We start from the raw sequence: 18,961 nt of genomic DNA on the forward strand, positions 1-18,961 counted from the left end.
CGCGATCAGTCAACTTTTACTTTGGATTAATAGAGAAGAAATCTGATCGAAACGTAAAGCTATTCAATCAAAATAATACATCTAAAATATACGTTCAGGACAAAAGGTGCTATAATTTTTCCAATTACCGCATCTTACTAAGCATTAAATTGATTTTAATCAATTGATTTTCAAATATTTATAACTATTCATTTTCTGTTGTATTTTTTTTATATTGACCCATTATTAAAAAGAATTAATATATAAGGGCAGCGTGACATTTTATAAGGTTTTATGAGCAAGTATGATAAGTTTATATTTGGATTGATTAATGAAAAATGGTCCAGACTTGGAAGCGAACTTTCAGACGCGCTTATCGAAAAGTTTGGTGTTGAGCCGGACAATGCGCGAAAAATAATCCAGCGCGCAACAAACAGAGGGACGATCATCTCGAGTACGCCCCTGACTTTCGGGAAAGGTCAGTTTCTATATGCTAAACCTGGTCAATATTTCGGCTTGGACATGGTAAGGGAGGCGAGCAAGAACGCCAGAAAACCTTTGCACCGGCTGCTTGAATTGTTAAAAGGTTATCACCTCATCAGTTTTTATGAAGGGTTAAAGATTACAGCATCTCCAGATGAAAAAGGAAGTACGAAAATCTCTATGTTGGTCGATATGGTTAATGACCTGGAGAAGCTCGGCATCGTTTTTACAAAAACAGATGGTTGGGGGAATAATTATATTTTAACCAAAGAGGCTTTTCCTCCAGAGTGGCATCGTGATGTTCAGGAAGACCTCGCAGTCGAACAGCACCTGCGATCGATGAAACTTGACACGATATTGATACCCGACATCCTCCTCTGGCTCAAAAAAATTAATCTGGTAGATTCCGGAATCGCGTACAGAAACGTAATCACTCCCGGTACTGGCGTAAAAGTGAATGATGTCATGTGGGACGCATTTGCCTTCACAAAAACCACTGGGATAAATAGTGCCCGGGCTTCAGAATCGAACGAACCGGAAAAACAAACATTAGTCGTGCTCGACGTGGTGATACACAGAAAATATCTGCAGGTAGATTTAGATGGTTTCCTGGCTCGTGTCCAAATCAATTTAAATTCTGTAAAGGAAGGTAAACGTAAAGCTATGCCTATCATCGTATTCAATGAAATTGACGAGATTACCCTGAACAGAGCGAAGCTCTTGGGATTCTTGTCTTTTGACATCAAAACCATGTTCGGCAGAAACATCACTGCTGTTATTGAAAACTTTAAAAGTATTTTTGGCGGTCAGGAACTGGCCTTGGCAGAGATCGAGCCTGTCTTGGAAGCAATTGAACAAAGTGGACATACGGAGGAGTTGCGTTCCATTAGAAGCGCGCTGTTTGAGGCGCTGATGCATCCAGTAATCAAAAGATTTTATCCAAATTCACAGGTATTACAGTCTAGACTACTCAGCAATCCAAAAAAGAAAAAAATCCGCAAATTCGATTTGATCTTTATTTCCTCCCACCCTAAAGAAATCATTTTGGTAGAACTTAAAGGCTACACCGGAAAGTCGTTCATACGACTTGGTGATGCAGATACAAGGGACACTCTTCAATATTTTATAAAAGGCAGTATCCCAGTTGCCAAAGAATACTATAAAGCCGATGGCTCGCTTTCCGAATATAAAATCACAGCATTGTACATCACTACAGGGAGCTTCCATTCGGACACTAAAGACTTAATTATTAAAAGCACTAAAAATCCACTAAAACCATCCCAATTCGATATTTTTATAGATGGTGAGAAATTATCGCAATTACTAACTGAAAACGAATTTAATCATGAGGCGGAACTCATAACAAAATATTTTCCAAAAACCACTGACATATCCTGAGAATTATCCGGCCCCACGTGGTCGTAAATAAATTACTAAATGCTCCAGGTCCCTAATTATAGGTCTTACTCCTGTTTTCACTTACTATTAAATCACTTTAAGTAAGTGGTCGGTTTTTAAATGCATTTCATATAAAATGTATCCTTCCAGCTTAGACTTATCTTCTATTAACTCACTGAAAATTCGTCAATATGATCGGCCCAGGATTTTCAGGCAAATTTGCCATCATTTTTTTTGAAACGATTAGCGAATCATTATCCAGACTTTGTCGCTCAAATGAGGTTTTTCGCAACTATTTCGACCAATTGCTTACCTAAACCGTTTGACATGGTTTGACTCCAAATGATAGTAATATAGGGAATATCTTTTTTTTCAAAATGAATAAAAGCGAAGCGCAATTAATCAAGAACCCTGTTTAAATGCTAGTTAAATCTAGGAGATTTAGTGATGATTTTCAAAAAGAAATTTATTTCCTCGGCTGTAAATTGACTAACAGTCTCAAATTGGGGGCGGCAGCATTTTCGATACTTCAAACCACTATTGCAAAAACAAAGTGATACCCTATTTGGTGTACCTATGCTTCTAACACCGAGAAGCGATTTCCCGATATGCATCAAATTATCGCTGCCATATAATTCCTCGAAGAATTCAATAACACCTTGACCGCCATGAGGCCGCTCGTTCAAATAGTATCCATGAATCTCACGATGCTTTTGGTTGAAAAAATATGGTATTAACTGCGACTCGATAAACCACTTTAAATTTATGCCGCTCTTACAAAGAAGGTATTCTTCTGGAATCGTTTTTATACAACAATGTCCATCAGAAAATAAATGCCAATCAACATTTATCGGGAGTCTTCCTCCTGTTTCGTAAACATATGGAAATCGAAACGGATACATTTCAACTGCTTCGATTGTAACCTCATATTGATCGATGAATTTTCCATCGGAATCATTTAGAATTATCTGACCCTTCAGCAATGGTTTTCCGTTTTCTTCGCAGAACACAAGTTCTGGAAAATCGTCAGAAATCAATAGCGCTTGTTCTCTGAACATCAATTCACTATCACTCATCCCCCCATGGTCTTGAAGTCGCGGCACCCGCTGCTATCGCCGTACTTGTTGCATCTCCTTCTTCATTTTTATCTTCACCTAAAGGAAATCTACTTCCAAGATGTTTTCTCCAGAGTTTACTGGCAGCCAACTGATTTTTTTCTTGAAGGGCTTGGTCCGCATCATTTATAAATCTATCTAACGAATCTAAAAAGTTCTTCCTCCTGCTTTCATCATAATTTTCGAAAAGGTCATCGTTTGGAACAGCAGGAACTATGCATTCGAATTTGATATTCAGCTGTTTTTTAATTTCCTTCAATATGTCTCGCAATGAAATGTCTTCACGCTCATTGAGCACTATCATGCTTTTGGCATTGGCAGCTAGTATCGTCATTGCGAGCCCACTTGGCATTTTATTTCTTAAATTGTCACACCAGCCTTTCAAATCTTTTACGACCCGAACCAGTATACCCCTTGAATCCTTTTCTTTATTGAACCATTTTACCATTGATTTAGGATCGCTATTTTCATACTCCGAATTTTTAACGGCTATTTGGTATTCCTTGTTTTCTTCTTTGCAATAACATGGATAATCAATTTCATAGTCATTCACGAACGGTTGTCTGATGCATTTTTTACGGTGTTCGGGCGGATTAGATGTATATCCATTTACAGCATCCCATACCCAACCCTGAAGTGTTTCTGCATTTATACCAGGCTTTCTGAAAAAATATACACCATCGTCCAAATCACATATATCATCTTTAGTGCGAATAACAGTTCCCATTTTGTAAGAGCCCTGTATATAAAAGAACGGTTCATATTCTGGATGGTTCTCCTCAAAGTACTTTCTTATCCTAGATCTTAGTGCATCTTTAGAAGTTATCATCCTATTTTTTTTCCCAGCAGGTAGTGCGATTTCCTGTTGGTATTGATTAAATAATTTGTTACAGTTCGCCATGGCTATCTTTCTTTATAAGTTTAATAATATTATGTATGTGTTTTTTTGACAGTTCTCCACCAATGGCCTCGAGCTTATCGAGATCATTTTTCTTTGAAGCATTTAGTGCAATTAAATCATTACCAAACTCATATTGTACCCTTTGATAATCGAAGCTATTCTCTTGCTTCGAAAGTATACTATTGATAAAGTTTATATATGACTCTGTGATTTTTGCTTGGCTATCTAACGTAATGTCAAGTAGCCGTGGCTTAGGCAGAAACCAGTACCAGAAGTTTTTTGGAAGCCAATGCTTCTTAATAACCTGCCTGCCTCGACCCGTACCCAGTGATATAATTTGTAAATCCTTAAAATCCTTGCCCAACTTCTCAGTAGCTTCAAGTACACCAACAAGTGTTGGGTTATTAGCAAAGATGCCACCGTCAATCATATTTATATTTGCGCCACTTCCAAATTCATTATCATATTCAAAGGAATGCGGCGGAAAATAAACAGGTGCTGATGCACTTGATAAAGCAACCTCGTGCGCCGGAAGCTTATAGTCCCTTGTATAATCGGGATGATGTCGAGTTTTAAGAATATTTATCTCACCAGTACCGCCATTAAATGCAGGGATGCAGACTTTTACCTTCAAATCATTTAGCAATGGGGGGATACCGTTATTTGCTCCACTATAGATAGTTTTTAATAGCTTCCTGAGTTGCTTATTGCTATAGATAGGTGAAATAAGCGCTTTTGCCTGTCTTGTTAGAAAATACCACTTGGGGAAAATAGCATTAGCATTTTCCTTGTAGAATTTGACCAAGTCCTTCGCAGGAATTCCTAGTGCAATTCCTATTGCAAGGATTGCACCAGTCGAAGTTCCACAGACAAGGTCGAAATATTCATGTAGCTTTTTGTCGGGCTCTATTTGCTGCAATTGTTGTTCAAGGTCTGCTAAAACCTTCGCAGGGATTATTCCCCTAATCCCACCACCATCAATTGACAGAATTCTGAACCTTTTAGATTTATCGGTTATGTTTATCACTTCCATTGTAAAGCAATTAAAAAAGCTAATACAGCTAGAAATATTAGAAAAGCATTTCTTACCTGATGACTTATGGGAGCACCATTTTGAACTTCGTTGGCATAATGCTCGCAATTGTAGTTGACTAAATCATATCGCCTTCCTTTTAGGCCAACTGCCCTCTCTAGAGCATTATATCTTTGGCTAGCATCGCCTTGAAACTTAATGATTCGGTCAATTGATTTTACAGAAGCAAAATAATCACTCGCTTTTATCAATTGCACACCTTTAAACTTATGGTTCTCAGCAATTAATTCGTCTGTATTATTTATGGTTACTAAATAAATAGCGTGGTGTTTTGAAAATCCAGTTTGGAAAAGTGGTTCAATAATCCTATCTCCCGGCTCCAGCCCCAGTACTTTTTTATAGTTCATATTTATTGTTTATGTTGATATCCATACTTTTGTTTATTGTTTTTATCACATTTCCCTTTAATATTCGGCTTATTAGTTTTATATTTGTCTCATTGGTAAGACGAATATAGTTTTTGTATCATCAAAGATACATCATGGCGATGCGTTTCACAAGTGAGACATGAATTATTTTATAATTATTTTTCCACATGCAATCAACACTTAACACCGAACTGCTTGCCGGTATGCTAAAAGGCAAAAGAGGAAAAAAGGGCCTAAGGGCTATTTCAGTGGAGTGTGACATCAGTTCCGCCACATTGTCAAGGATTGAACAAGGTAAAATTCCAGATGTTGAAACTTATATTAAGCTTTGTAAATGGCTGGAAGTCTCAACAGAAACCTTTATCAAAGGTGGTAATTCAACTACCCCTGTTTCAAGTAAGCAACATGTATTAGCACATTTAAGAGCCGATAGAGAATTACCTCAAGAAACTTTAAATATGTTGCTAAAAATGATAGATTTGGCATACGCTTCTAAATGATAAAGATTTGGCTTTCAAAAGTATACTTAAACGCGGATTTAAAGCTGAAGCTGAACGCACAGCCGTTAGATACAGGAAGGAACTAGATTTACCTGAAATAGCACCACTATGCGCCTTTAAATTAGCCGATCATCTTTCTATTGAAGTTTGTAAGGCTACAGAATTTTTAAGCCTACCTGAAGAAGCATCTAGTATGCAAGCGTATGATTTTGGATGGAGTGCGCTAGCAATGATACCAGCATCAGGTAAGAAAATCATTATTCATAATCCTTTTAGTACCCCTGCTCGCCAACAAAGTGATGTCATGCATGAACTTTCCCACATAATATGTGATCATACGTTCAATGATGAAGAACTTGATTTCGAGGTGCCAATGGGCATGAGGAGCTATAATGAATTATTTGAAGAAGAAGCAAAATGCCTCGGTTCTTGCTTACAAATAACTCGGGAAGGTCTTTTGTGGGGCTTAAGGAAGAAAATGACTAATCATCAATTATCAGAACATTTTAATGCGAGTATTGAAATGATTGAATATAGGGTGAGGATGACTGGGGTTAACAGGCAATTCTCCTATTATTCTAGGAGTGCTACATGAAATTTACGACAGAAACTCCACCATTTAAGCTTCACAATTTGGCGAGAGTTCATTAGTTCTAATCTATTTCTAGATAAGCTTTGCAAGTATATAATAGTAAACAAATCAAGTAGCTTTCACAGGACTTATCCATTATCCTCGCCTATCCCAATTTCATCCTTGTGGAGTTTCTTTACATCGGCATAAGACAGTCCCGTATAACAGCAGAAAACAAAGATATCCCTCACATGAACCATTCGATCTATCGTAAACTCCTTTGTGCGGATAGCCTCAAGTTCATGGGAGGTCAGATACTCACGTGGCGAAGGCCTGGCGGTAAGCTTTACGAACAGGAACGGATTTTCGATGATCCATTTTCTCGAGAGTGCCAAAAGGATAATCTTCTTCAGGTGCTTCAGATATTTATCGGCCGAAATGGGAATACAGTTTCTGTTGTTCCTCAAAAACTTTCTGTACTCGTTTATAAAATTGACATCGATCTTTCGGATCTGGATATCCTCGCTCTTGTACTTTTCCAAAATGAACCGCCTCAAATGCGAGTGGGTGCTCCTCCAAGTCTTCAAGGTATTCAAACTAAATCCGTTCTCCTTTCCGATTTCGTTCTGCATCTCAAGGTTGTGTTCCGCAACAACTTCCAATAGGAACTTGCCGCTGCTTCCCCTTCCCAGAAATTCGTCCTTAAGTTCTTCGGCAGTGTAGGAGATTTCATCCTTTTCCAGTTGGCTCTGGAGGGCTTTCAGCTTTGTAGAAATGCTATCGATATGTCGGTTAAGTTCGATTGCCTCTTCTTTGTTGCCCCTCGCTTTTTCCTTTTTCACGTCCCAATTAAGAGGGTCAATATCGCGGCTAATATCGACTTCGCTCCGCTCTCCACATACCGTAATCCTCAGATATACAGGTACATTACCAGATTGATAGTTGCTTCTCTTCTTAAGATAGAACAACAGGCTAAATTTCGTTTTCATAAAGTGCTCACCAGAAATGATAAAAAATGTTTAGCAAAAGTACCTTTGGAGGTCTAAAAACACAAGATGTTCGATGTTAGAACATGTTGATAGTCAATTCGTTAAGCCATTTCTGGTGAGCACTTTTGATTTTTCGGATTTGCTCACCAATTGCTCACCAGAATGGGTCAAAAAGGGGGCAAAAACGGGGTTTTTCTGAAAAAACAAAAAACCGTAAATCATTCATTTACAGCTTTTTATTCTATTTTGTTGCAAAAGAGTTTGGTCCCGACGAGAATCGAACTCATATCTAAAGTTTAGGAAACTTCTATTCTATCCGTTGGACTACGGGACCATTTAACGCCCCAAGCTGTCTGTCATTTACTTCGGTTGTAGGTTTGGTTGCCGCTTTACCTCACAGCGGTTTAAATACTGAACATCTTAACCAAAGCCTCACATATTATGCAGCCGACCGGACAATGTTTATTCTGTGAATACCATAGGCAAAGCCCTGAAGAAACTGTCGGGTGTAAATCCTTTAGACTTTTCAGTAAAGATTGTCGATAACAGGCTTTATGGAATAAGCGGGAAGGACATTTACTTTTTTGGCATTAAAAAGAAAGGCTAGTGCTGGGATAAAGATGTTTGCGATGATTTATTGAGGGTTAAAACAAACATCATTTTGTATTTTTTCTCTATTTAACTAATGATGCGTAAACTTAACTATGATAAATTAGTATTTTAGTAAAAAAATGGTACCAATAACGTTGATAAACTTCAGATTCTTTTAAATCAGTTTGACCTCAGGTATATTAGTGTAGTTCTTGAGTCAATTAATGACATTTATTTTAGATTGGTGTCTCAGAAAAGAAAATTGATCTATGTTTAAGCATTCAGATCAATGTCACTTCAAATCATGCTCAGTTGATTTAGGTGGGAAGATGATGCTTAGTGCTTGATAAAATAGTTACAGCATAGATTGTTTTGTATACTATTTTAGTAGACAAAATAGCTATTCTGCAATAAACTTTATAATTTAGTCGCATGAGAGCAGCAATGGCCGATGAAGAATTGATTCTTTCCGATATTACTACCGGAAATAGAGCTGCTTTCACCACTTTATATCAGTTTTATCATAGAAGCGTTTATGGATATGCCCTAAGCTTTCTTAAGGATGAAACATTGGCTCAGGAAATAGTTCAGGATGTATTCATGAAGATCTGGATCCGCCGGCGCATACTCAAAAATGTCAGTAATTTTGGAGCATATTTGTCTGTATGCACAAGAAATGAAACCTTAAATGCATTAAAAAAAGAAGCCGTACAGCAAAAGCATTATCAGGCCATGCAAGCTACACAATCTGAATTAGACCCAGGTACCGAAAATGTAATTCAGCTCAATGAAACCCGCAAAATCCTGGATCTCGCCATTGATCGTCTACCTCCTCAGCAGAAAAAGGTATACAGTCTGCTCAATATTGAAGGACTTAAATTAGATGACGTTGCTGAGCAATTACATATTACACCATCTACGGCCAAAACCCATCTTAAATCAGCACTTAAGAGCATACGCAGCTTTCTGGTAGTACATAACAGGACGCTCGGGAGCCTATTAGTTATTTTTCACAAAATAATTTAATTCTCACTACCCCTTTTATTGTTTACGATTGTCAATCTTATAAAGAGGCTGATTGAATACTCTATATCAATCTGACCTGTTAGCACTATATGACAGAGGAAAGATTCATCTACTTATTTAATCAACAGCTGAAGGGCGAGTGTTCAGCATTGGAATACCGGGAATATACCGGAATGCTAAAAAGCGGCAAATTTGATCACGTTGCCTCCAGGCTCATGGATGAACATTGGATTGCATCTAATGATGTGGAGTTAGATACCACAGTTTCTCAAGATATTCTCAGAAAGATCTTTGCTCATAAAGAAGTGAAATGGGGTCACAAAATCTTATTTGAAAATAAAAACTGGATCGCAGTTGCTGCAGCAGCCATAGCGCTGATTGTATCTTCTGTACTGCTCTTTAAACCAAGCCCTGCTGATCCAATTGCGGCGCCAGCCAGACAGTTGTCGGCTCTGACCGTTCCTGTAGCAAAAAGGTCTTATGTAACTACTAATGAACATCAAAAGGTTACGCTTCCTGATGGCAGTACAGTAATTTTGAATAACAACAGTACACTAAAAATTGCAAGCAATTTCAACCAGGAGAGGCGTGAAGTTGAGATTATTGGTGAGGGGTACTTTGATATTAAACATGATATCAAAAAGGCTTTTATTGTGAGCAGCGGCAAAGTGAAAACCACTGTACTTGGCACAGCTTTTAACGTAAGGGCATACATTAACAATAAGGTAGAAGTTACCGTTACCCGTGGTAAAGTTAGTGTCTTATCCGGGCACAATGTCCTTGGCATACTTACGCCAAACAAGCGCATCATCGTACCACAAACAGGCGTCCGGCCGCAAGTTTTAACTGTTGTCGCCAGCAATTCTATCAAGTGGCAGGAGAATGACTTGTTTTTTGACAATATAACCTTTGATGCGGCCACGGTCATCCTGTCCAAAAAGTTTAATACACCTATCACCATAGCAGATGACAAAGCAAAAAGCTGTCGTTTTACTGCTACTTTTCTTCAGGGCGAAACCCTGGATGAAGTGCTGAAGGTGATTTGTTCATTTAATAATGCCCAATACCATAAAAATGCTGACGGAATTATTATTAACGGTCCCGGCTGCTTATAATCAACTCTATTAACTAAACCTAATCACATGACCAACAACTACAAAACACTTACTCCCTGTTAGAATCCCTGACTAAACTCCAAAGTGTCACCCACACTGAAAGGCGTTGCCTGCAAAACGGCCTCTCTTTAATAATTTAAGGATTAACATTTAACACAGAAATTAATGCCCCTTTCTACTTTATCACCAGAGAGCAGGGAGAGAAATGCACTTTCCTCTGCTGCAGAACTGCGCTATTCTAAATTCTCACGCAAACTTATACATATAGGTTTGCTAACTACCTTCCTTCTGTTGACAACATTGCAATGCTTATTGGCGACAGACGTGAAGGCTCAAAATGCTGAACAGGTAAATATTACACTTAGCACAAATAATGACGATATCCTTTCTGCCATTCATAAGATTGAGGAACTGACTGTCTTCAGATTCGTTTACCGCAACGAGGAACTGCAGAATGTCAAAGTAGGAGATATCCCCGCTGCACCGCGCACTTTAAAGGAAACTCTTGATTTGCTTTTCCGCAATACAGGATTGACCTATACACAGCTGGACCAGAAAATTATGGTTGCTGCAAAAGATGTAACAGCCTCGCAAGACCTTTCTGTAGCAGGTATGGTCACCGATGAATCCGGGGTTCCTTTTCCGGGTGTGTCTGTGCGTCTCAAAGGCAACAATAAATATAGCACCGCCACTGATGTGAATGGTCATTTTAACCTGAATTACCCGGCTACAAAAAATGCTACTTTGATTTTCAGCTATACCGGCTACACCAGCAGGGAGATGGTTATTGGAACACAAAACTCGCTGCGTTTGAGTATGAGCCCGGACGCCGGCAGCCTGAACGAAGTACAGATCATTGGCTACGGAACTACCACACGCAAAACAAGCACAGGTTCACTGGCTTCCATAACAGCACGTGAAATCGGTCAGCAGCCTGTAGGAAATCCCCTTGCGGCGCTGGCAGGCCGCCTTTCAGGTGTACTGATTGCACAGAACAATGGGGTGCCTGGCGGTGCCGTACAGATTCAGATCCGCGGACAAAATACCTTGCAATCAGGAGGTATCCCGCTTTACGTAATTGACGGTGTTCCTTTCACCAACTTTAATGGCGGTTCTCCGGCTACGGACAACCTGAATGCTTTTGGTACCTCCGGCGCCAGCGGTGGACTTAGTCCTTTTAGCATGATTAACCCTTCGGATATTGAAAGGATAGATGTGTTAAAAGATGCAGACGCTACATCTATCTATGGATCACGTGGTGCAAATGGTGTGGTGCTCATCACGACGAAGAAAGGTAAAAGCGGTAAAGTGAAAGTGAACGTTAATTTGAATACAGGGTTCACGGAAGTAAATAGGAAAATCCCTATGATGAACCTTGAGCAGTACCTTGCTATGCGCCGCGAGGCCTTTGCCAATGACGGGGTCACCCCAAATACCAGTAATGCACCAGACCTGACGGTGTGGGATCAAACTAAGAGTACTGATTTCCAGAAATTGCTATTCGGAAATAAAGGATATGTAAATGAAGCACAGATGTCACTCTCAGGCGGAAATGACCAGACACGATTCTTCTTCAATTCTGGATACAGAAGAGAAAGTACCGTATATCAAGGCAATAATGCAAGTCGCCGTTTCTCCAACAGGCTGAACCTTGACCATACTTCGGCAAACAGGAAATTTGCAATAGCGCTTTCTGTTTCTTACACAAATGATAATACTACTGTACCGACAACAGATGTAACATCGGCCTATAATCTGCCACCCAACTTACCACTATATGATGATCAGGGCAAGCTCTTTTGGTCGACAAATTTTAACAACCCGTTGGCTTCTCTGCTAAAAACGTATTCAGGGGTAACCAATAACCTGATTTCTAATGCAAATCTGAGGTATACGATAATAGAAGGTTTGAATGCTAAGGTTAACTTTGGTTACACAAGTAATCGATTAGATCAGATTGCTAAGAACCCTGCATCTTCTCAGAATCCTGCCGCCAACCCTAATAGCCTGGCAGATTTTACAAATGGAAATGCACAGAACTGGATTATTGAGCCAACACTCGATTATTCCAAAAATATTGGCGGTGGTAAGCTTACTGCTCTCATTGGTACCAGTTATCAGCAAAATAGCTCCAATACTTTATTTTTACGTGGCACAAACTACAGCAACGAAGCTTTATTAGGCACGCTCACGGCAGCGGGTACTGTCACCGTATCTTATCATAACATTGTGAAGTATAAGTATGATGCGATATTCGGAAGGCTTAACTATGAGTGGAAAGATAAATACCTGATTAATGCAACTTACCGCAGGGATGGATCATCCAGGTTTGGTCCGCAAAACAGGTTTGGAAATTTTGCAGCCCTGGGTGCCGGATGGATTTTCTCCAATGAGGATTTCGTCAAAAACAGTCTGCCTTTCCTAAGCTTTGGTAAGCTACGCGGAAGTTTCGGAAATACGGGTAATGACCAGATTGCCAACTATATTTATCTTCCATTGTATTCTGCTGCCAGTACTTATTTAGGAAACGCAGCGATGAACCTCGTTAGCCTGCCCAACGAGGGGATCAAATGGGAATCTACGAAAAAGCTTGATCTGGCATTGGAGCTGGGTTTCCTGAGGGACCGTATTTATCTGACGGCGAATTATTACCGCAACCGTTCCTCAAACCTGATCACTTCTAACGCTCTGCCGACACAAAGCGGCTTTAATTCTTATGTAACGAACCTGCCTGCAGTAATTCAGAACAAAGGAATAGAGCTGGAACTAAATACCACCAATGTTATAGCCGGGGATTTCAGCTGGAAAAGTGCACTGAATGTGAGTTTTACCAATAACAAATTACTGGATTTTCCTAACCTTGCTTCTTCATTTTATGCCTCTTCGTACGTGGTTGGAGAACCAGTGAACGTAATTCGCCTGTATCACTATCTCGGTGTAAACCCTGCCAATGGTACGGCAACATATGAGGATCGGGATGGTAATGGAATTATCAACGCAGATGATCGGTATGTAGCTGATATTGGTACTCCATATTACGGCGGCTTCAACAATAGTTTTACTTACAAGGGTTTTGAGCTGGGTGTATTTTTCCAATTCAACCACCGTTTTGGGGTAACAAATATTGTAAGCACTCGTCCCGGAGCGCTGACAAATCAGAATGAATATTGGTTGGGTCGCTGGACCCCTGAAAATACTGGTTCCACCATCCCCGGTTCATCTGCTACTGCTGGGACACCAGTTTCTGCATCGTATAACAATTACACCAACTCGGATGCGGTATATGGTGATGCTTCGTACCTGAAATTGCGGTCGGTAAATCTGTCCTATAATTTGCCATCTAAATGGCTGAAACCTGCACGCTTATCTGCCTGCAATGTTTTCGTACAGGGTCAGAACCTTTTTACATGGGCTAAAAACAAATATACCCTTGATACAGAAACTACTATCCAGGGCGGTCCATCTGGCCTTGGAACAGGTACACTCGGGCAGGTTTTACCTCCCCTCAGAACTATTGTATTTGGACTTAATTGTACATTCTAAAATCATAGAAAATGAAGAAATTGATAAGACATAGCTATGTAAAGGTATCTATGATGCTGATGACAGCAACTTTTAGCTCCTGCAAAAAATTTGTGGAACTGGGGGCACCACCGACGCAGGTGGTTTTGGAGGACGCTTTTAAAACCGATGCTTCCGCAACAAGCGCAACGCTGGGAATGTATACATTTGTTAATACGTCCGGCAATGGATACCTGGCAAATCATCATTTTTATACGGGTGTATCAAGTGATGATTTACAGTACAATGCTGCATCAGATCCCTCTATACAGGAGCTCGCGAACAACGCGATTTTAAATACCAATGGATACACCTTGTCTAACTGGAGCCTTAGCTATTCAGCAATTAAGAATGCCAACAATTGTATTACGGGGCTGGAAGCTTCCAATACGTTGACGCCTGCGGTGAAATCGCAACTGCTGGGTGAGGCTAAGACCTTCCGTGCTTTCTGTTACTTTCAGCTGGTAAATATCTTTGGCGGTGTCCCTCTAGTACTGGCGGATGGCCAGGATGCGTTTAATAAAGCGCTTTTGCCCCGCTCAACGGTAGCAGAGGTTTATGCACAGATAGTGAAGGATCTTACTGAAGCGCAGGCATTACTGCCTGTGGCCTATGCGGGGACTTTAAGGGGGCGCATCAATAAATATACTGCAACGGCATTACTTGCCAGAGTTTATCTTTATTTAAAAGACTATACCAATGCTGATGTACAGGCTACACAGGTAATTTCCAGTGGTACCTATTCACTGCCGGCACCTGAACTGGCTTTTGTAAATTCAAGTAATGAGATTTTATGGCAGATTGCGACAAACCTTGGTATAAGTATTCAGGGGGCGTCATACCTTACGCCGGTGAATGTGATTCCGACTTACACGCTTGGGGATGTCATTTACAGAAGCTTTGAGAGCCCTGCCGACTTGCGACGGAGTAACTGGACGATAGTGAAAAATATTGGCGGCAAAACTTACTACGGCATCACGAAGTATAAAGTGAGTGCAGGAAGCGGCAACGAGTATAATGTCGTCCTGCGACTGGCAGAGGTATACCTGATCCGTGCGGAGGCCAGGGCACAGCTGAACAATCTTGCCGGTGCAAGAGCGGACTTGAATACAGTAAGAACAAGAGCGGGACTGCCAACCCTCAGTACTACATTAACACAACCGGAAGTGTTAGTAGCAGTAGAACAAGAGCGTAAAGTAGAGCTGTTTGGCGAATGGGGCCATCGCTGGTTTGACCTGAAACGCACAGATCGCGCAGTACAGGTCCTTACGGGTTTAAAACCAGCCTTTAAAACAACTTCACTCTTGTTCCCGATACCACAGTCACAAATTATTGCAAATACCAATTTAACACAGAACCCAGGTTACTAGGAACCATTTTAACCATAACCCGGATATACACAAAGTAGCCCGATAATATTTGAACTCAACTAACTTATCTATTTTATTGTATGAAACAAATAAACAAAGCGATCATACTGTCTGCAGCGGCAGTATTTACCCTTGCACCGGTTGTAAAATCGCAAAGCAAACCTGCTGATACCACGAGAGCGTATCTAAATAAATTATTGATGTCAAAGGAACCTACCGACAAAGCTTTATTCAACCAGAAGCTTCAGGTTTTGTCTGCTTCCGAAAGTGAAAAAGATGTGGACATGGCCGTGGTGTTTTACGCACGCGGCGAAAATATGAGGTCAAGTGATTCTCTTTCAGCAGTGCAGATCAAGAAATTCCCGCTAGGTATGAGGGCGCGTAACGAAGCGGCACAGGAGATCTTTAAGCTGAAAACAGTAGAGGAGAAGGATACAGATTACAGAGGCTGGATACAGAAATTTAATCCGCAGGGAAATGGCGAGGATGTGCTGATTAATGATTATATGGTTAGCAGTATTGCGCAGGAATATGCCAAAAAGAAGAACACGTCAAAAGCAATTGAGTTTATCAACAAATTACGTGTAGATTTCTGGATGGGAAATGCCTACTCTGGTTTGGGCGGTGCGTTTAAAGCTATTGGCGACCTGACCAATGCAGAGATCTATCTAAAAAAAGCGATGGAAAGTGCCAAGACTTACTATGATGAAAAACTTCCCGACGAAAACTCTTCCAAATTTGCTGCTTCGGGATACCCAGGCCTGACAATGACTTATGCTAATCTGCTTTTTGAAATGAAGCGCTATAAGGAAGCCTTGACATATGCAGAGATGGTGATGAAGAACCCGCAAACAGCATCACCAACGTCTAATTACCAATATGCAAAGATTTTGATGGCACTTAACAGAAATCAAGAAGCCTATGCCAAGCTGGAAGAAGCAGTAAAATCCGGCAAAGCAAATGATGAGATGAGCCAAGCCTTCAAGAAGCTATATGTTAAGGTTAAAGGAACTGAAAAGGGATTTGACCAATATGCCGCAGAGATCAGAAAAGGTATTCTTGCCAATATCCAGCAGAAGCTTAAAAAAGAGATGTTGAATGCGCCTGCTACTGACTTTGTCCTAAAAGATATTGACGGCAACACCGTGACTTTGAGCAGCCTGAAAGGGAAGGTGGTGATCCTGGATTTCTGGGCAACCTGGTGTGGTCCCTGCAAAGCTTCCTTCCCGGCCATGCAAATGGCAGTGAACAAGTATAAAGCAGATCCCAATGTCAAGTTTCTGTTTATCCATACCTGGGAAAGGTCGGCAACTCCTACAAAAGATGCATCTGAATTTATTAAATCCATGAATTACAAATTTGATGTGCTGATGGATACTAAAGATCCTGAAACTAAAGCGAATAAAGTGGTGGGTGACTATAAGGTTAAAGGAATTCCGTCAAAGTTTGTGATCGATCCAAAAGGGAATATTCGCTTTAACCTCATGGGTTTTGAAGGAGGAAATGATATCGCGGTTGAGGAGATTTCTATGATGATTGATATGGCCAGAAAAGGTTAAATTTTAACTTTTTTAGGGTAGCTGTCCTTCCCGGGATTGGCTTTGATAATGGGGTTGATCGTCTAATTTTGGAATAGGTTTACAATTTTAAGGTTGACAAAACCTAAAGATTGTAAACCTATTTTGTTGAAGGACATTGTAAATTCGTAAGCGTCCCGCACTTATTAGCATCTTAACGGTTTTGCTAATCTTGCCACTTTTATTCAGGTAGTGTATGGGAGGCAGAAAACTGAGCGCCTGTCAAAGTTTAAGCTTGAGATAATGCGATTAACAAATTCTCTTCACAGATGATCGTGGAGTTTAGAAAATTTTTATCCAATGTTTTACTATTTGTTTTAGCAAATGTACAATATAAATTTAAACGATGAAAATCATCATTATTTTAGATTTATATAATAGTTTTGCTATGTTACATCATAATCTGAATTGTAACAATTAAAAAACAGTATTGTGACTTAAAAGTTAGTGTGTTTATTAAATATTACTGCAGCATCTTGGTCTATAGTATCATATCTTTTCCTACAATTCTATCACATCTGATCAAGGGACAGGTCGCTCTGCTCTACAATTCCATTATGATGATCGAAATTTGAATAGTCAATAGCAAATTGAGCGAAGAAATGCTAGGCTTTATATAGATATGGAGTTATCCTTAGCACTAGCCTTGCTATTCCTTCGCGGCGCATATTTATAATCCTTATGCATATTTGCTATTTCTTTCAGTCAATAGCGTCCTCTTTAATTAGAAATCCCTTTAAATCATTGTGGCACCTGTAAAATGAAGCAATTTTTCATGCTTAATGATTATTATATTCTATGATATTTTGCCATTAAAAATAGTAAAGTGGCATAAAAAAGTAAGGGCAAGAATTTTCACTGTTGACTTTAAGCAAAAGTCCAAAGTTTGGCTTTTCCTCTTTACCAACTTATAACAATTAATTTTTTGGCGAATGAGCTCTGATAAGTAAAACATTTAATAAGATTTATGGTATTGAGTAGATAGATACACAATATTATGAATCAACACCTAGCAATAATAGCTGACTCACGCTTTTTTTAGGAGGAGGGAATTGTTTGAACAAAAGATGGAAATTATACAGCAGAAAAATGATTATTGGTTCAAGAATCGTATAAATATGACAACAGGAGACTATCCGGATAAGATTTATAATTATTTCCGCTATTACTATGATCATACTCATAATATCGAATTGTATGTTAAGGAAGATCTCCTAGCGGAAATAAGATTGGAATGTATAAATGAATTTAATGAGATTTTTAAGATAAATTAGTTCCTTCATATAGGCACAAATATTTTCATTTAGGAAGAAGTCCTATTCATGCCTATCAAATTGGTCCTTTACTGAGCCATAGTAATTATAGAAACTTTAATTTTTTGCCGGAATAATAGTAAACTATCAATCAATTTCGAAAGCGCGCACTATGGCCGAATTGGAGGCGGTGTTTTATTGAAATTTTTCACGGTATTTAACGTGGTGCGACTAACGCTTATTCAAAGTTATGGGAAATTGATTCTTGAAAAATCGAATATAATTTTCGACTTATAAATACAGATCGTAAGAGTAACAGATTTAAGAATAGGTATCTAACCTTACCGGAGGTGCCGGTAACTTTAAAATGCATATTGTGATTAGTATCAGCGGGAATAGGATTGTTACTCAGCAAGTAGGCGTGCCGCATTTATCGTCAACTGAACCAATATAAAAAGTTAACAGTCATTCCTCAGCAAATCCTACTAAGATAACAAACTTTCGGTTGATGCGCTTAGGATTTATAAATGGTATCTTATAAATAACTCCATTATGCATTTATCTTCTCAAAATGGGATGACTGCTCTTAATATCGATAGATGTTATACGCTATTAAACGATGTTAAATCTGTCCATCAGCTCCAGATCCTGTACTATGCGTTAACAGAGCTTGAACTAAACTTGTTATAGTATGAACATTAGCCTCTGCCTTATCTCTAAATGCCGCATCGGGCAAAAAACATTGAGGAGATATTTTAAAATAAGCTGCTAAAGAATTAATATGTTTCAGATTATATTTTGCCGGGTTTGTAGGACTTTCAACATTCCCGATAAAGGAACCTGAAGTATTAATAATATTTGCGATATCTATTGACCTTAAATTATGTTTTTGCTTGAGTTTTATTACAAAGTCAATAGTAAATTGTTCAATAGGGTGTATCAATTTTGTAGACGGATTTTTTATTAGGTAATATCTTTCAGTGAATATAACAAATAAAAATATAACTACAATAGCCTTGATGTTGTTAAAATCTGTTGAAATGCTATCTTATTAAATAAAAACAGCTTTTT

The 18,961-nt window shown here is 39.3% G+C and carries 14 protein-coding genes and 1 tRNA gene; 8 read left to right on the forward strand and 7 right to left on the reverse strand.

From position 1 onward, the window contains the following. Positions 1-273: 273 nt before the first annotated feature. The gene (locus OQY15_RS09715) at positions 274-1,860 is read left to right on the forward strand and encodes a hypothetical protein (protein WP_265790804.1); all 1,587 of its coding nucleotides are present in this window, start codon (positions 274-276) and stop codon (positions 1,858-1,860) included. Between the two features lie 422 nt (positions 1,861-2,282). Here the strand turns inward: OQY15_RS09715 and OQY15_RS09720 are convergent, their stop codons facing one another. The 4 genes from OQY15_RS09720 to OQY15_RS09735 are packed head-to-tail and all read right to left on the reverse strand — an operon-like array spanning position 2,283 to position 5,316. Next, a complete protein-coding gene (locus tag OQY15_RS09720; protein WP_265790806.1) occupies positions 2,283-2,936 on the reverse strand; it encodes an SEC-C metal-binding domain-containing protein in 654 nt (217 codons plus the stop codon). Next, positions 2,929-3,876: a CBASS cGAMP synthase gene (locus tag OQY15_RS09725; RefSeq protein WP_265790808.1), complete on the reverse strand. Its 948-nt coding sequence runs from the start codon at positions 3,874-3,876 to the stop codon at positions 2,929-2,931. Before OQY15_RS09725 ends, OQY15_RS09720 begins: the two co-directional genes overlap by 8 nt. After that, on the reverse strand, positions 3,863-4,909 hold the full coding sequence (locus OQY15_RS09730) for a CBASS cGAMP-activated phospholipase (RefSeq protein WP_265790810.1): 1,047 nt from the start codon (positions 4,907-4,909) through the stop codon (positions 3,863-3,865). Before OQY15_RS09730 ends, OQY15_RS09725 begins: the two co-directional genes overlap by 14 nt. Beyond that, positions 4,900-5,316, reverse strand: coding sequence for a hypothetical protein (locus tag OQY15_RS09735; RefSeq protein ID WP_265790812.1), 417 nt, complete (start codon positions 5,314-5,316; stop codon positions 4,900-4,902). The genes OQY15_RS09730 and OQY15_RS09735 overlap by 10 nt, the downstream gene beginning before the upstream one ends. Before the next feature lie 188 nt (positions 5,317-5,504). Between OQY15_RS09735 and OQY15_RS09740 the strand changes: the two genes are divergently transcribed. Together OQY15_RS09740 and OQY15_RS09745 are read left to right on the forward strand one after the other, a co-directional pair. After that, the gene (locus OQY15_RS09740; RefSeq protein ID WP_265790814.1) at positions 5,505-5,837 is read left to right on the forward strand and encodes a helix-turn-helix transcriptional regulator; all 333 of its coding nucleotides are present in this window, start codon (positions 5,505-5,507) and stop codon (positions 5,835-5,837) included. A 7-nt stretch (positions 5,838-5,844) separates the two neighbouring features. Further along, positions 5,845-6,432, forward strand: coding sequence for an ImmA/IrrE family metallo-endopeptidase (locus OQY15_RS09745; protein WP_265790820.1), 588 nt, complete (start codon positions 5,845-5,847; stop codon positions 6,430-6,432). Between the two features lie 125 nt (positions 6,433-6,557). Here OQY15_RS09745 and OQY15_RS09750 read toward each other — a convergent pair whose 3' ends face one another. Both OQY15_RS09750 and OQY15_RS09755 read right to left on the reverse strand, forming a co-directional pair. Next, positions 6,558-7,397 carry a site-specific integrase gene (locus tag OQY15_RS09750; RefSeq protein ID WP_265790822.1) on the reverse strand — a complete coding sequence of 280 codons (840 nt, stop codon included), beginning with the start codon at positions 7,395-7,397 and terminating at the stop codon, positions 6,558-6,560. A 262-nt stretch (positions 7,398-7,659) separates the two neighbouring features. Then, positions 7,660-7,731, reverse strand: a tRNA-Arg gene (locus tag OQY15_RS09755). Between the two features lie 689 nt (positions 7,732-8,420). On the opposite strand from OQY15_RS09755, the gene OQY15_RS09760 reads away from it, so the two are divergent. The 5 genes from OQY15_RS09760 to OQY15_RS09780 all read left to right on the forward strand — a co-directional run bounded on the left by OQY15_RS09760 (position 8,421) and on the right by OQY15_RS09780 (position 16,619). Continuing rightward, the gene (locus OQY15_RS09760; protein ID WP_265790824.1) at positions 8,421-9,014 is read left to right on the forward strand and encodes an RNA polymerase sigma-70 factor; all 594 of its coding nucleotides are present in this window, start codon (positions 8,421-8,423) and stop codon (positions 9,012-9,014) included. An 89-nt stretch (positions 9,015-9,103) separates the two neighbouring features. Then, positions 9,104-10,129: a FecR domain-containing protein gene (locus tag OQY15_RS09765; RefSeq protein ID WP_265790826.1), complete on the forward strand. Its 1,026-nt coding sequence runs from the start codon at positions 9,104-9,106 to the stop codon at positions 10,127-10,129. A 165-nt stretch (positions 10,130-10,294) separates the two neighbouring features. Next, positions 10,295-13,672, forward strand: a complete 3,378-nt coding sequence (locus OQY15_RS09770) for a SusC/RagA family TonB-linked outer membrane protein (protein ID WP_265790828.1) — start codon at positions 10,295-10,297, stop codon at positions 13,670-13,672. Between the two features lie 11 nt (positions 13,673-13,683). Then, on the forward strand, positions 13,684-15,060 hold the full coding sequence (locus OQY15_RS09775; RefSeq protein ID WP_265790830.1) for a RagB/SusD family nutrient uptake outer membrane protein: 1,377 nt from the start codon (positions 13,684-13,686) through the stop codon (positions 15,058-15,060). An 80-nt stretch (positions 15,061-15,140) separates the two neighbouring features. Further along, positions 15,141-16,619 (forward strand): redoxin domain-containing protein, encoded by a 1,479-nt coding sequence (locus OQY15_RS09780; protein ID WP_265790832.1) that lies wholly within the window; start codon positions 15,141-15,143, stop codon positions 16,617-16,619. A 1,893-nt stretch (positions 16,620-18,512) separates the two neighbouring features. Here OQY15_RS09780 and OQY15_RS09785 read toward each other — a convergent pair. After that, a complete protein-coding gene (locus OQY15_RS09785; RefSeq protein ID WP_265790834.1) occupies positions 18,513-18,833 on the reverse strand; it encodes a hypothetical protein in 321 nt (106 codons plus the stop codon). Positions 18,834-18,961 lie beyond the last annotated feature (128 nt).

It is taken from the genome of Pedobacter sp. MC2016-15, assembly GCF_026239695.1.
Lineage (GTDB): Bacteria > Bacteroidota > Bacteroidia > Sphingobacteriales > Sphingobacteriaceae > Pedobacter.